Origin of the sequence: Legionella erythra (assembly GCF_001467615.1) — a bacterium.
GTDB lineage: Bacteria > Pseudomonadota > Gammaproteobacteria > Legionellales > Legionellaceae > Legionella_C > Legionella_C erythra.
Genome location: NZ_LNYA01000024.1, coordinates 368,427 through 380,818, shown reverse-complemented (window position 1 = coordinate 380,818; position 12,392 = coordinate 368,427). Strand labels below are relative to the sequence as shown.

The following is a 12,392-nucleotide window of genomic DNA, read 5'->3' as shown; positions in this document are numbered from 1 at the left end:
GAATCTCCTCCCGCATAGATTATGAGAAAATTCTACTTTTGGCATCAGTTATTTTTCGGGGGGATTACCGAATTGGTATTTCTTCATTATTGTTAGCACTTAACTTTATTCAGCTGAAAGCAATAAATTACAAACAATTGATTGCAGCCGCTTTAAGCCTAACAAATACGAAGTGACTAACTAGGATGCTAGTCAACCAGTACAACATTAATTTATATTGCCATTACTTATAATTGGAAATATAAGCCTATCCTTATTATGGAATAAAAGGAATCTACCTAAGTTAACGTCGTGCTAATGGAATTTAACTTTTCAATATAAATATTATCATTGCACCGTCCTACTAAATTTTTTACAAACAAGGGAATTTTTTCTTGAAGCTGCTTGCGAAGGCTCTCATTAGACATAATACTATGAACATTTTTCTGAAGTAGAGCATCCGTCTGTTCTGCCTTATAACCCTTAATTTGTTTAAGAGTTTGAGTGAGCCTCTCATACTCCTTCAAAACCGGATAGTCTCGCTTAAGCTCATCAAAAACCACTTTCTCCCTCTCAGCCTGCCTGGCCTGAATGGCTTTATACAGCTGCTGTGGATTTAGCCCATACTCCTTCGCCACCTGCGAAAGATGAATAGCATCCGCTTTCCAGCTTATGCTGGCCAACTGTGGCATGGCACGCTCTTTCAGAGTCTTTTTCTGAGCAATCGCAAGGATGGTCTGATAGCGCTCGTAACGCAGACTGGCCTTCTCAATAGAGGCTGCGGCTTCTTTTAAATGGGGGTTATCCGCCAATTGCTGATGATGGTTTTTCCAAAGCTGATGGGCTTTTTCATCTCTGGCTAGTGATTGCTGGTAGAGGCTTTGAAACCGTGGGTGCTGGCCGATGTCGATGTTTTGTTGTTTGGCTTCCTTGGTGATTTGCGCACGGATTTTAAAATACTCCGCCTGCTCATCCATGTAATCGGCGGCCTGTTTAGAAATCAGGCGCCTTTCCTGCTTTGACAGCGCTTTTTCTTTGTCGTGTTGCTGCTTTAGGTATTCCTCGTAATTGGCGATGTAGTTGTATTTTTCCTTGATTTTATGGCCAACCTCGGCGATATGGTTAAGCGCTTTGCCAATGAGCTTATCAGGATTAAAGCCGGCTCGCATGGCGAAATCCAGCGGCCAGTCGATGACGTTGTCTTTGGTGACTGTTCGTGACAAGCCTTTGCATAGGGTGTCCATGTCTTTATGCTGGTGTATGTTGGCATAGACGGCCACCGAATCGCGATGTCGGGTTAAGGCGACAAAGCTTAGATTGCGATTCCAGTACTGGCTGTCAATAAGCACTTTGACATTATCCACGGTCATGCCCTGCGCTTTGTGTACGGTCAGCGCGTAGCCGTGGATTCCAGTACTGGCTGTCAATAAGCACTTTGACATTATCCACGGTCATGCCCTGCGCTTTGTATACGGTCAGCGCGTAGCCGTATTGAATGTGGTTGTAGCTCTTGGGGATGACTACCTGTTCGCCACTGTCCAATCGCGCAGTAAGACTTTTATCATCAATGGCAAGAATCGTGGCTAAATCGCCATTGCGAACGCCAAGGGTTTTATCGTTTTGGCGCAGTAAAATGCGCTCACCTTGTGCCAGAGGGATAACCTGATTTTCATCGGCATTAAAATAATGAAATTCTTCTCTGCCAATCACCTCTTTATTTTTTAAATGTTCGCGCGCCTGTTCGTTCAGCGAATAGACAGCGGCTCTGGAGAACGCGAGCATCGTGTTATTCTGGCAGTCATCCACGTTATGAATTGCAGCAGCCCAAGATTTAACCATGGCGTCCTGCGACTCCGAGACATAATCAGCAAAACGAATCGCTCCCTTTTGGGCATAGTGATTTAATGCGTTTGCGATTTCACCTTTGGCTAAATCCATGCTGGCCATGCGGTCGCCTTCATCGCGCTGACGCCTGATTTGTTCTAATTCAATATAACCGGTATGTGCGGCAATGCCTCTGAAAATTTCCCCCTTGTGAATGGGCTTTAACTGGTCGGGGTCGCCGACTAAAATGACCTTGGCTTTGGCCTTGCTGGCGGCTTCGATTAAATAGGCAAGGCTTGAAAAATCGACCATGCCGGCTTCATCAATAATCAGTACATCATTGCGCCTTAATTTCATTCGGTTTGTACTCAGTCGATAAGCTAATGAGGTGATGGTGGATGACTCAATACCGGTTTCTGATTGCAGGGCTTTAGCGACTTTACCGGAGAGGGATACGCCCAGGACCCGGCAATCATTGGCTTCAAAATATTCTTTTATGGGTTTTAGCAGATAGCTTTTACCCACACCCGGGCGACCAATCAGCACGCTGATGTCATTACCCTGAGTGATGTAAGAAAACGCATCCCGTTGTTCGTCATTGAGTTGATAGTTTCGCAGGAAAATGTCAGGCGGTGTTGTGTAAACATGCCCCTGCCGTGCCTTCATTTTTTCAACATGGCTTAATAGTCTGCCTTCGGCGATGTATTGATGGCGGGTGGTGTAGGACTCGATGCCGCTGTCATTCACCCCTAAACTAATGACGTCTTTGTGATTAAGCAATTGAGCGACCTGATTTAAATAAACTGCGCTGTCGGCATCAGGTTGAATGCTTTTAAACAGCAGCGTTTCAATATCACGGCGAGTGAACACGCTATGAGTGAGCGACAGTTGATTGAGTACATTATCCAAATCATGCAGGGCTAATTCTTTTCGCGCCTCACGAATGAGTTGGTTTTCTTCGCGCAGATAATGATTCGCCTCATCCCGGTTTCGCCCTTCGTGCTTTTCACTGATGAGATGATTTAAATCCACGGAGAGGTCGATTTGCTGTTCCTGAAAATAATCGGTTTGAAACGAGCGCCATTGCTCATTCCAATAATCCCCTTCAACAATCATGCCCTTGGCAAAGGCGGGATTTAAATCGCGTGCCTTGTATTTCGCGAAATGCTCACCTTCCAATCGGCGTAAGGTCGTTAAGATATGGACGTGCGGATTGCCATCCTTGTCATCGTGAATGGCGATATCACAGGGCAATCCCTTATCAACAAAATGGGTTTGCGCAAAGCGGCGAGCCAATTCAATGTGTTCAATGGTGCTTACTTCTTTAGGGAGGGCAAGAACGACATCTTTGCATAATTGGGAATTGATTCGCGTCTCGGCGCGCTCGACGTCATTCCACAACAATTCACGATTCTGGTATTTGTCGGAAGCCCCTTCGGGCAGCATGATTTCAGAAAAAACGACTTCCCTACGATTAGAAAAATCATAGTCAGTTCCTGTTCTTTCGTCTAATAGCTTGGTCGCCGTGCGGTAAGCACTGGCAGCTACTGCGCTGTGTCCTTTCGAGCGAGTGTGTATTGATACGCGAGCGAAAGCGATAGCCATGCGGCTATCTTAGCAACACAAACAACGTTTGTATATTGCGCCCTTAGGTGCGACTCGAGAAGTCGTCTATGTGATTGTACGGGTAGTCAAATTACGGAATGCATTTATTGGTTTCGTTACGGGACTATTAGAGTACCTATGATTCCGTTCATAGTAGCCTAATTCGACGTGCGTCATTGGTAACGATAGCGTGCGGAGCTCGAATGACAATGCACTGAAGTTTATTAATTTAAACGTCGTGGATTTGCTGACAAGTAAGACACGAATCTGGAAGCTTCATCCGGAATAAGGCTAGGCTAATGGGTATGGTTAATGTAAGTGAACTGCTGATAAACATCGAAAGCAATGATGAGCTAAAGAAGCTGATAAGCTCAAGCCAAAATGGCATGCATGGGACAATTCAAGTCTGAGGTTGAATTGCACGGACAAATAACATGCGCGGTGAATAGGCGGAACCTAACCCCATTTTGTCATGTAGGCGAAACGAGGTAAACCCGATTTTGCGCCTTAAAAAATTTTTTTTAAGGCAGGTTAACCGCAAGGAAAACTGATGCGGAAGCGGGCAGAAGATAGGCCAAAAAGCAAACGCTTTTCTGTAATGGAAAAGATAGGAACGATTGTTCTATGGTGAAAGCCAGCCCACTTGGTCTTGGTCAACATTGCGAGAGACTAGCAGAATTTTTTTTTAAGGAGACAAGCAAATGACTACATCACAAATTACCGATGCGGATGCGGCTCCTACTTCTATTGATTGGCAAACCATAAACTGGTTAGCCTGTCATGAAGAAGTTAAGAAACTGCAACGACGTATCGCAAAGGCAACACGAGAGAAACGCTGGCGTAAGGTGAACTCATTACAATGGCTGCTCACTCACTCCTTCTCGGCCAAAGCAATTGCCGTAAAGCGAGTTACAGAAAATAAAGGCAAAAGAACGGCTGGTGTTGATGGAAAAATATGGTCAACATCCGAAGCAAAATCAAAAGCCATCACTCAACTAAAGCGACGTGGATACAAACCATGTCCTTTAAAGCGAGTATATATCCCAAAATCTAATAACACTAAAAGACCACTTGGCATCCCAGTTATGCTAGACAGAGCGATGCAAGCATTATACTTACTTGCATTAGAACCTGTCTCAGAGACCACTGCTGATTGGAATTCTTATGGATTTCGCCCTCGACGATCTACTCATGATGCCATCAGTCATCTCTTTGTGATGCTTGCTCGTAAAGGCGCAGCGCAATGGGTACTGGAAGGCGATATCAAAGGGTGTTTTGATACGATTAGCCACGAGTGGATTCTTAATAACGTAATGTTAGATAAGAAGATGCTTCGACACTGGCTAAAAGCTGGATATATTGATAAAGGTCATTTGTTTCCTACCCAAGAAGGCACGCCACAAGGAGGTATAATCTCTCCAACGTTGGCCAATTTGGTATTGGATGGTCTAGAAGCGTTGCTGGCAACGAAATTTGGATCACTGAAACACGACGGACACACCAGTCGTACCAGTAAATACCAAGTGCACTTCGTGAGATATGCCGATGATTTTGTCATCACAGGAAAGTCAAAGTCACTGCTTGAAGACGAAGTCAAACCGCTAGTAAAGGATTTTCTAGCATACCGTGGTCTAACGCTTTCTGAGCAAAAGACTAAGGTGACACATATTTCACAAGGGTTCGATTTTCTCGGTCAAAATATACGGAAATATAGGTTGGGGAAACCCAACGAAAAACTATTGATTAAACCCTCAGCAAAAAATGTTAAGGCAATTAAGCTGAAGGTAAAAACGATGATAACAAAACTCCGAACTGCCAAACAAGAGGAAGTAATAGGCGTACTTAATCCTATAATCCAAGGTTGGGCAAATTATCATCATCATATAGTGGCTAAAGAAACATTTACAAAAGTGGACCATTTTATCTGGCGATCATTATGGCGCTGGGCATGCAGGCGACATCCTAATAAAAACTTAAGATGGGTTAAGCAACGGTATTATCTAGCAATAGAAAATCGTCGCAATATGACTTTCGCTTGTAGGACAGGGAGAAAAGCAAAGCTGTTAACTCTTTGCCATGCAGCTGATACTAAAATTATTCGTCATAATAAAATAATTGGAGCTGCGAATCCCTACCATCCCCAATATAATGATTACTTTAAGAAACGTTCTTGCGAAAGATACCTATAGTGTTACCGGCTGATCCTTGAGATTGGCTTAGAAAAGAAACAGACACAATCTGTTTCCTTGATTGAAGCCGTATGCGATGAAAGTCGCACGTACGGTTTTTATGGGGGAATATCGCAGTAATGTGATGTTCCTACCTACTCTTTTCGCTTTCGGGATGGATTGAGACGCTTCGCTTGTTTTGTTTTAACGGGTGTTGATTTCACCGATCGGAGCCAGTATGCTTTTCAGCGACAACATCACTTTTGCGGAGCAACCATGTCAAAGATGACACGATCGCAAATGGAAGATGCTCTCATGGATAAAATTGAACAAGCCAAAAAAAAGCTTGAGCAATTACAGCATAAAAACAAACTCGAAATCGGCACCCTTGCCTACAAGCACGGCCTCCACCATTTTGACTTAAAGCAACTGGATTTGGTTTTCGCCAAAATCGCCAGGGAGCTTAAGCATGAGCACTAAAACCAAAATTCAGAAACAACAGCAGCTGATTGCTCGTTGTGAAAAATCCCTCGCCCTTGAAAAATTGAAGAAGCGCCGGGCCGATACTCGGCGGAAAATTGAGCTTGGGGGATTGGTGATTAAGTCGGGGATGGATGGGTTTAGTAAGGCGGTGATTTTGGGGGGGCTTGAATATCTACAAAAACTCCTCTCTATTGATCCAGATACTAAAAAATTATTTGAAACAAACGGGAATTATTTATTTTATCAGAGATATAAGATTAACCCCTCTAAAAACTTATGAATGTGATTAAAATTTTGAAGATTCCAATTGGAAAAACCACCACTGGAATTAATCATTACATTCTCTTGCCTTGCAGTAATAATTATTAAAGGAATATATATGCTTATCCATCGCCTTTTTTACTTTTTTTTTTATCAACTTGATAGTATCTAATTATGGTTTTGCTTACATTTCAGAAACTATACCCTCCATTGAGATATTTAATTATCAATCAGAGTTAGCCTATATAATCACTACCGGACCTGAAGTTGTAGTAGGAAAAGACTACAAATCTGCCTGTCAGCATCTCACTGCGTGGGGTTACACATGGAAAATTGTACCCCATAAAAACGCCGATCCAGCTTGCTATTCAGCAACAGATAATGTCCTAATGGGCGCAGACACATGGTTTTGTGCCGATGGCTCTTTAGCCTATTACAACATTCCTTGGTGGTCGTGTAATGCGTTTAAAGCTTGCCCTAATACTACTTGGATGTTATCTGGTGATGGGCTAACCGTATTCGTTCGGCTAAATACGGGTTGCATTGAAGGGAAAAATTAATTAATTCGGTTTAGGTTAAAAGGCAAGAGAGCCTTATAATCTTCGGCTGTCTTGCAAGAGCGGATGTTTTCAAAAAGGGTTTTTAAATAATTGAAGAGATTGAGTTCATTGGCTTTGGCGGTTGCAATGAGGCTATAGAATAATGCACTGGCATGTGCGCCGCGTGGACTACCCGACATCATCCAGTTTTTCCTGCCCAAAGCAAAAGGCCTGATGAGATTTTCTACGAGATTATTATCGATTTCAAGGCAGCCATCTAAAAGATAAGCGGTGAGCTCATCCCATCGAACATGCATATAATCCAGAGCCTTGCCTAATTCCGATTGAGGTGCGGTTGTCTTTATCGTTTTGTCCAACCAGCTTTTAAGCTCATCAAGGATGGGTTTTGCCTGTTGCAGGCGAAGCTCATATCGTTGCTGATGGGAATAGTGGTTATTACGAGCCTGTTGTTCAATCAGGTAGAGCTTTTTAATATAAGCTACAGCCTGATGCGACTTTCCTGTGGTTTTGGCAATTTTTACAAGCTTTGCAAAAGGCCTCCTGGCGTGAGCGAAGCAGCCTAAATGAATAATATCCGGGTGGTCATCCACCCAATCATACCCCTTATATCCATCCGTTTGCAGATAGCCCTTAAAATCCTTAAGTATTTTTTTGGGCCACTGAGCCTGTCGAGTTTGTTGATAATCAAAAAGCACCACTTTTTTATCGGGTTGATGGTTTGTATAGACCCACATATAACTGGTGCTGGTATTCTTTCGATTCGGCTCATCCATCACTTGCACTGTGGTTTCATCGGCCTGTAGGTAATTCGAAGCAATTAGTTCTTGCATAAGCGCATCTCTCATTGGCATGCAGACTTCAGCCGCCGCCATTATCCAGCCACACACGGTATTTCGGGGTAATTCGATACCTAATCGAGCCCACATCTGCTCTTGGCGATATAAAGGCAAATGGTCTTCATATTTACTGACAATGGCATGGGCCACAAGACTTGGAGTGGCCATACTTTTAGGAAGAAATAATGAAGGCATGGGAGCGATAGAGACGGCCTCATCGCAACGGTTGCAGGCATATTTGGGGCGAACATGGGCAATGACAGAAAGCTTGTCTTTCGCTGGGATATCATGCTCTATCACTTCACGAGGTAGATGTTCTGGCAATGGGCGTCGGACTGGCTTTTTTTGGGTGTAGGTTACAGTAACTGTACTTTCTTCTTGAGGTAGCTCTGTTGTCTCAACTGAATCCGCTTCATCAAAGTGCAATTCGCCTTGCCCTATATGGGCTTCTGAGGAGCGACCAAAGCGTTGTTGTTTGGCCAGGCGCAATTGCTCCAGAAGATGATGGTATTTCTCTTTCCATTCCTGAGCTTCTTGCTTTAAGACTTGATTTTCATCTTGAAGTGGGGCGAGAATCGCTTGGAATTCAGAAGAAAAAATGGAGTGGTCATGGGTATTTTGCATGACCACATTATACCATAACCACCCTGATTGTCTGAGCTTTTTTCAGTGAAAATCGCGATAAATTACAGGCTATTCTCCTTGATGAAACGTGTATTTATTAGAAGCGATTAGCCAATTTAAATGGTCTTTTGTTAACTCAATATGGCCTTGAGTATTACGCGGAAAAATGAATTTCCCTTTTTCTAACCTTCGGTACCATAAAGTAAAACTACACTCCTCATAGTACAGGGCTTTGAGTTTGGAGCCACAGCGACTACGGAATAAAAATAGACGTCCTGATTCAAGCTCCATACCAAATACTTCTTTGACTAAAATAGCCAAGGTATTAATCGATTTCCTCATGTCCGTAATGCCGCAATATAAATAAACCTGTACTTCTTCTGGAATCAGCATAGCAGCCTCAATTGACTCAGTAAGGAGGAAAAGTCTCGGCTCTTGATATCTGCTTTTACTTCACAGCAAATCTGATTAGGAAAGCGGATAATAATCGACTGACTCGTTACAGCTTCCTGACGAATAGAGTCCTTGGCACTAATCATTATCGGCTCAAAATGACTCGGTTTATCCGACTTATTTGGTGCATCAGTCTTTTGACTTGCGGACTCTATCTTTTTACGCCATTGATACTTAAATTTTGCAATAGGAATCTCTTGCTCACTGCAGAACTCTTCTTGCGATAACCCACTTCGCTCATACCCTTTAAATAGGCGATCCCAATATTCTTCTTTTGATTTCATTCTTAGCTCCTCTTTTTGAGAAGCTCAGTTTATGCAATTTTTAGCTTAGGGGTAGGTGTATTTGCCCGAACGAATACGGCTAACCTGCATAAAACCAACATCAAACTGCGCAGAAACTCCAGCCACAGTTTCTGAGGTGAAATTAATTGCAGCTATTGTTTATGGAGAAGCATCAGTAAATAGTACCTATGAAGAAAAAGCAGCAATCGCAAATGCCCTTGTTAGAAAAAGTAAAGCCTATGGTTATAGTACCGTTAATAACTTCATAGCCAGTAGGAAAAAACAAATCTCATCTACAAACCCACCCAATTTACGGGTAAGGGAGGTTTTGTGCTCTAATCTTGAGATGGATTTCCCTGTTTTAAACGAAATTGCCCTAAATGCACTCGATCCCAATGGAGTCGATTATTCTAATGGGGGATGCTTTTGGGATGGAAATGATCTAAAAACTGCAGGGACAAAGCATCTACATTATCCCTGGGGGTACAAATTCACAAATCCTTCTCACGACGTTCTAAATATTGGTGATACACCACCAATGAATCTGGAAGGAGACTTGGGAAATTATGATTATACTCTAGAATCTACTGCGGGATATGGTCATACTGTATTCTGGAAATACACTCAAGAATTCATGACTGCCACGAGGACAAAACCATGCCACTGAAATTCATATTTATACTAATTGGATCATTCTTATTACAGTCAGCTTATGCTACGCCACCAGTTGAAGTCATTGATTCTTGTAAAAATAGCAAACCGGCTAAAGGCACGGTCGTAATGACTTCTTTACCCATGCCAGCCGCCCATGAGGATCAACCTGGATGTATGGATCACAGGGAGTCGACTATAAACAATTTTAACTATGGGCAGATCACATGCAATGATAAAACCAGCTTAATCGTTAAAGGAAATAGATACGATTTAGATACAGCAGTAAATCATTCTGTTAATCCCTCAATTTCGCCTGACGGAGATATATTACCTTTGTCCTACTGGTGGAAAATCGAATTTAATAATAATGAATATCTTTGCATTAACACCCCTCTATCGCCTTCTGGCCATGGAGCTAATGTAATGCAACATTACATAGTAGAAAATCCATCCAATACGACAACACCTGTCATCTATTTTTATTTCTTTGATAAAGAGGTTATGCCAATTACAACAACGAATTAAATCGAAATCGGAAGCAGCCCTGAGTGAATATAGGGCTGCACCTAAATATATTGCTATTTATGACTCTCAATAAAATTCAACGCCGCATCCGCCAAAAAAGAGGAGCGATTTTTTATTGCATGGCTTTTTGTATACAAATCAATCAAGTTTAAAACCCGTTCCGGCATGGTAATATTAATACGTTTTGCCTTACCGGATATTTGACTTAAATCCACATCAACAAATGCCCAAACGCCGCCAGAAAATTCTTCTTCATTAATCCAGTGATCTAACGGTGAGCCGACAGGGATAGACTCATTATCAACTAACAATCCTTCAAGATGGCATTCAATCGCCTCAATGACGTTATTCAGTGCTTCATCATAACTACTGCCAGCGGAATAACACCCCGGAATATCTGGAACCATCACACCAAAATCACTGCCTTCGTCTTTATGAATAACAACCGGATATCTCATTTTATATCCTCCTTATTAATACCAGCCTGCTTCAAAATGCTGGCTAGTGTTTTAACAGGTAAATCTTTTTTGGGATGGGGTATCGTGACCCTGCCCTTCTTGGTTGGATGTTTAAATTGACAATGACTGCCCTTTTGATGACATTTAATCCAACCATCACGCTCAATTATTTTTATTATGTCTGCGCTTTTCATAAATAAATTATACACACCATACACATTAATTCAAGAAATCGGTTATCGACTCAAACCATCGCAACCGAAACCAGTGTAGTGAATTTGTCACAAACTCACATAGATCCACGCTTGTTTACGCCGTTTTAGGCAGGAATTCGTAAAACCGTTACATCGCAAGGCATTGATTTCAAATGAATTTAATAGTGATCCATACAGCTACGAACCAGGGGGTCGGAGGTTCGAATCCTTCCGGGCGCGCCATTTCTCGCTGTAAATCAATAAGTTAAAAATATCTTGGGAAGGCAAAGAAATCGAGTGTAGGGAATTGGTCACGTAAACTCTTCACCTTCTTAAGTTATGCACTCATCAATCCAATTGAATAATCCTGCTAGCCCAACTTGACACTCAATCGTTTCTTAAACACTCCCCCAATCCCAACGTTCACGAATACCTTTACTACGCACCAGGTGAATTTAATATCTTGTCTTGGCACTTTAATCTTTTTTTGATTGGGGAATCAATGAGTTAGATTACTATAATCCGATTAAAGTGCCCCTACATTTGGGGGAGAGCCAATCAATTTTGCAGAACCACCCTGCATTCGCTAAACTAATTTAGGAAAAGCTAGACTTGGTGGTGTTTTCCTGTTCAGGTTCGGGCTTAGGTTCCAGTTTAGGTTCAGATTCCTTCATTGCGTTAATGGCTTGTCCACAGCGTTCAATTGATTTTTCATACCCTTTCAGAACACTTTCTCTGTTTCCAGTTTTAACATATCGATAAGTGAATACGGTGCGCAAAGCAATGTGCTCATCAAAGTCGTCAGCCTTGCATTGTTCAATGAATTTGTTGAATTCCTCTGTAATTTTGTCCGAGGAGAACTCTGGAAATTTTTCTACCAAGGCTTTAAACCAAGCATTAAAACCTTCGATAACCTGTTCTTTCGTGAGGGTCAATAAATTCTCCTTCAACGGAGTGGTGGCACTGGTATAGGTTTCAATGTGTTGCATAAAAAATTTGCCTTGTCCCTTTTGGTAAGCCTGTTTACCCTCGTTACTAGCCCAGGCATATAAAAGAGTTAATTTTTGCGACCTTTGCGATTTATCTGATTCTTTTGATCCCGTCTCAGCGATGGTCTGGAGAAATTGGTCTACCATATCGGTCCAGGCCGTATAATAAGCGGTGGTGATCGCGGAAATGTCGGAATGAGCTGATTTAGGTTGTGTAAATAATCGAAGCATCTGATCTTCCTTTTCATGGTTATTCATTACCTATGCAGGCACAGGTTTTCCTTGCTGGCTTAACGATCGACATTGGGCGAAATCATAGGATATTTTTTTCCTTCAGGCAATGTCCATGCTTCCACAACTATAAGCAGACTATGCCGCATTTTCCACTTCAACAGTTAAGGTAAGGCCCTGGCGATCAAGCAAGTCCTGCAAGCAAAGCCGAACGAACTGTTTTTTGGAATATCCGAGCTTATCGGCATAGTCAACTGCCATCTT

13 protein-coding genes are annotated in these 12,392 nt (G+C 42.3%); 5 read left to right on the top strand and 8 right to left on the bottom strand.

The features are described 5' to 3' along the window. Positions 1-278: 278 nt before the first annotated feature. Together Lery_RS15690 and traA are read right to left on the bottom strand one after the other, a co-directional pair. Positions 279-1,421 carry an ATP-binding domain-containing protein gene (locus Lery_RS15690; protein WP_237759186.1) on the bottom strand — a complete coding sequence of 381 codons (1,143 nt, stop codon included), beginning with the start codon at positions 1,419-1,421 and terminating at the stop codon, positions 279-281. Continuing rightward, positions 1,336-3,408 (bottom strand): Ti-type conjugative transfer relaxase TraA, encoded by a 2,073-nt coding sequence (gene traA / locus Lery_RS15025; RefSeq protein WP_237759185.1) that lies wholly within the window; start codon positions 3,406-3,408, stop codon positions 1,336-1,338. The genes Lery_RS15690 and traA overlap by 86 nt, the downstream gene beginning before the upstream one ends. 701 nt (positions 3,409-4,109) lie before the next feature. On the opposite strand from traA, the gene ltrA reads away from it, so the two are divergent. The 3 genes from ltrA (at position 4,110) to Lery_RS08595 (ending at position 6,339) form a co-directional block, all read left to right on the top strand. Continuing rightward, complete coding sequence (gene ltrA / locus Lery_RS08605; RefSeq protein WP_058526827.1) at positions 4,110-5,597, top strand: group II intron reverse transcriptase/maturase; 1,488 nt, start codon at positions 4,110-4,112, stop codon at positions 5,595-5,597. A gap of 255 nt (positions 5,598-5,852) precedes the next feature. Further along, a complete protein-coding gene (locus Lery_RS08600; RefSeq protein ID WP_058526826.1) occupies positions 5,853-6,056 on the top strand; it encodes a hypothetical protein in 204 nt (67 codons plus the stop codon). Then, the gene (locus Lery_RS08595) at positions 6,046-6,339 is read left to right on the top strand and encodes a conjugal transfer protein TraD (protein ID WP_058526825.1); all 294 of its coding nucleotides are present in this window, start codon (positions 6,046-6,048) and stop codon (positions 6,337-6,339) included. The genes Lery_RS08600 and Lery_RS08595 overlap by 11 nt, the downstream gene beginning before the upstream one ends. Positions 6,340-6,876: 537 nt before the next feature. Here the strand turns inward: Lery_RS08595 and tnpC are convergent. The 3 genes from tnpC to tnpA all read right to left on the bottom strand — a co-directional run bounded on the left by tnpC (position 6,877) and on the right by tnpA (position 9,077). Beyond that, positions 6,877-8,340: an IS66 family transposase gene (gene tnpC, locus Lery_RS08590; RefSeq protein ID WP_058526824.1), complete on the bottom strand. Its 1,464-nt coding sequence runs from the start codon at positions 8,338-8,340 to the stop codon at positions 6,877-6,879. 69 nt (positions 8,341-8,409) lie between these two features. Then, complete coding sequence (tnpB, locus tag Lery_RS08585) at positions 8,410-8,733, bottom strand: IS66 family insertion sequence element accessory protein TnpB (RefSeq protein ID WP_058526823.1); 324 nt, start codon at positions 8,731-8,733, stop codon at positions 8,410-8,412. Continuing rightward, the gene (gene tnpA / locus Lery_RS08580; protein ID WP_058526822.1) at positions 8,727-9,077 is read right to left on the bottom strand and encodes an IS66 family insertion sequence element accessory protein TnpA; all 351 of its coding nucleotides are present in this window, start codon (positions 9,075-9,077) and stop codon (positions 8,727-8,729) included. Before tnpA ends, tnpB begins: the two co-directional genes overlap by 7 nt. A gap of 136 nt (positions 9,078-9,213) precedes the next feature. On the opposite strand from tnpA, the gene Lery_RS15685 reads away from it, so the two are divergent. Both Lery_RS15685 and Lery_RS08570 read left to right on the top strand, forming a co-directional pair. Continuing rightward, positions 9,214-9,744 carry a hypothetical protein gene (locus tag Lery_RS15685; RefSeq protein ID WP_237759184.1) on the top strand — a complete coding sequence of 177 codons (531 nt, stop codon included), beginning with the start codon at positions 9,214-9,216 and terminating at the stop codon, positions 9,742-9,744. Continuing rightward, positions 9,735-10,256 (top strand): hypothetical protein, encoded by a 522-nt coding sequence (locus tag Lery_RS08570; RefSeq protein ID WP_058526821.1) that lies wholly within the window; start codon positions 9,735-9,737, stop codon positions 10,254-10,256. The genes Lery_RS15685 and Lery_RS08570 overlap by 10 nt, the downstream gene beginning before the upstream one ends. 53 nt (positions 10,257-10,309) lie before the next feature. Here the strand turns inward: Lery_RS08570 and Lery_RS08565 are convergent, their stop codons facing one another. The 3 genes from Lery_RS08565 to Lery_RS08555 all read right to left on the bottom strand — a co-directional run bounded on the left by Lery_RS08565 (position 10,310) and on the right by Lery_RS08555 (position 12,155). After that, a complete protein-coding gene (locus tag Lery_RS08565) occupies positions 10,310-10,714 on the bottom strand; it encodes a type II toxin-antitoxin system HicB family antitoxin (protein ID WP_058526820.1) in 405 nt (134 codons plus the stop codon). Next, positions 10,711-10,908 (bottom strand): type II toxin-antitoxin system HicA family toxin, encoded by a 198-nt coding sequence (locus tag Lery_RS08560; RefSeq protein ID WP_058526865.1) that lies wholly within the window; start codon positions 10,906-10,908, stop codon positions 10,711-10,713. Before Lery_RS08560 ends, Lery_RS08565 begins: the two co-directional genes overlap by 4 nt. A gap of 596 nt (positions 10,909-11,504) precedes the next feature. After that, on the bottom strand, positions 11,505-12,155 hold the full coding sequence (locus Lery_RS08555) for a hypothetical protein (RefSeq protein WP_058526819.1): 651 nt from the start codon (positions 12,153-12,155) through the stop codon (positions 11,505-11,507). Positions 12,156-12,392 lie beyond the last annotated feature (237 nt).

What these genes read in the sequence shown, in the direction of transcription:
- Lery_RS15690 (WP_237759186.1), bottom strand. Translation starts at nt 1,421, where the DNA reads ATGTCAAAGTGCTTATTGACAGCCAGTACTGGAATCCACGGCTACGCG.
- traA (WP_237759185.1), bottom strand. Translation starts at nt 3,408, where the DNA reads ATGGCTATCGCTTTCGCTCGCGTATCAATACACACTCGCTCGAAAGGA.
- ltrA (WP_058526827.1), top strand. Translation starts at nt 4,110, where the DNA reads ATGACTACATCACAAATTACCGATGCGGATGCGGCTCCTACTTCTATT.
- Lery_RS08600 (WP_058526826.1), top strand. Translation starts at nt 5,853, where the DNA reads ATGTCAAAGATGACACGATCGCAAATGGAAGATGCTCTCATGGATAAA.
- Lery_RS08595 (WP_058526825.1), top strand. Translation starts at nt 6,046, where the DNA reads ATGAGCACTAAAACCAAAATTCAGAAACAACAGCAGCTGATTGCTCGT.
- tnpC (WP_058526824.1), bottom strand. Translation starts at nt 8,340, where the DNA reads ATGCAAAATACCCATGACCACTCCATTTTTTCTTCTGAATTCCAAGCG.
- tnpB (WP_058526823.1), bottom strand. Translation starts at nt 8,733, where the DNA reads ATGCTGATTCCAGAAGAAGTACAGGTTTATTTATATTGCGGCATTACG.
- tnpA (WP_058526822.1), bottom strand. Translation starts at nt 9,077, where the DNA reads ATGAAATCAAAAGAAGAATATTGGGATCGCCTATTTAAAGGGTATGAG.
- Lery_RS08570 (WP_058526821.1), top strand. Translation starts at nt 9,735, where the DNA reads ATGCCACTGAAATTCATATTTATACTAATTGGATCATTCTTATTACAG.
- Lery_RS08565 (WP_058526820.1), bottom strand. Translation starts at nt 10,714, where the DNA reads ATGAGATATCCGGTTGTTATTCATAAAGACGAAGGCAGTGATTTTGGT.
- Lery_RS08560 (WP_058526865.1), bottom strand. Translation starts at nt 10,908, where the DNA reads ATGAAAAGCGCAGACATAATAAAAATAATTGAGCGTGATGGTTGGATT.
- Lery_RS08555 (WP_058526819.1), bottom strand. Translation starts at nt 12,155, where the DNA reads ATGAATAACCATGAAAAGGAAGATCAGATGCTTCGATTATTTACACAA.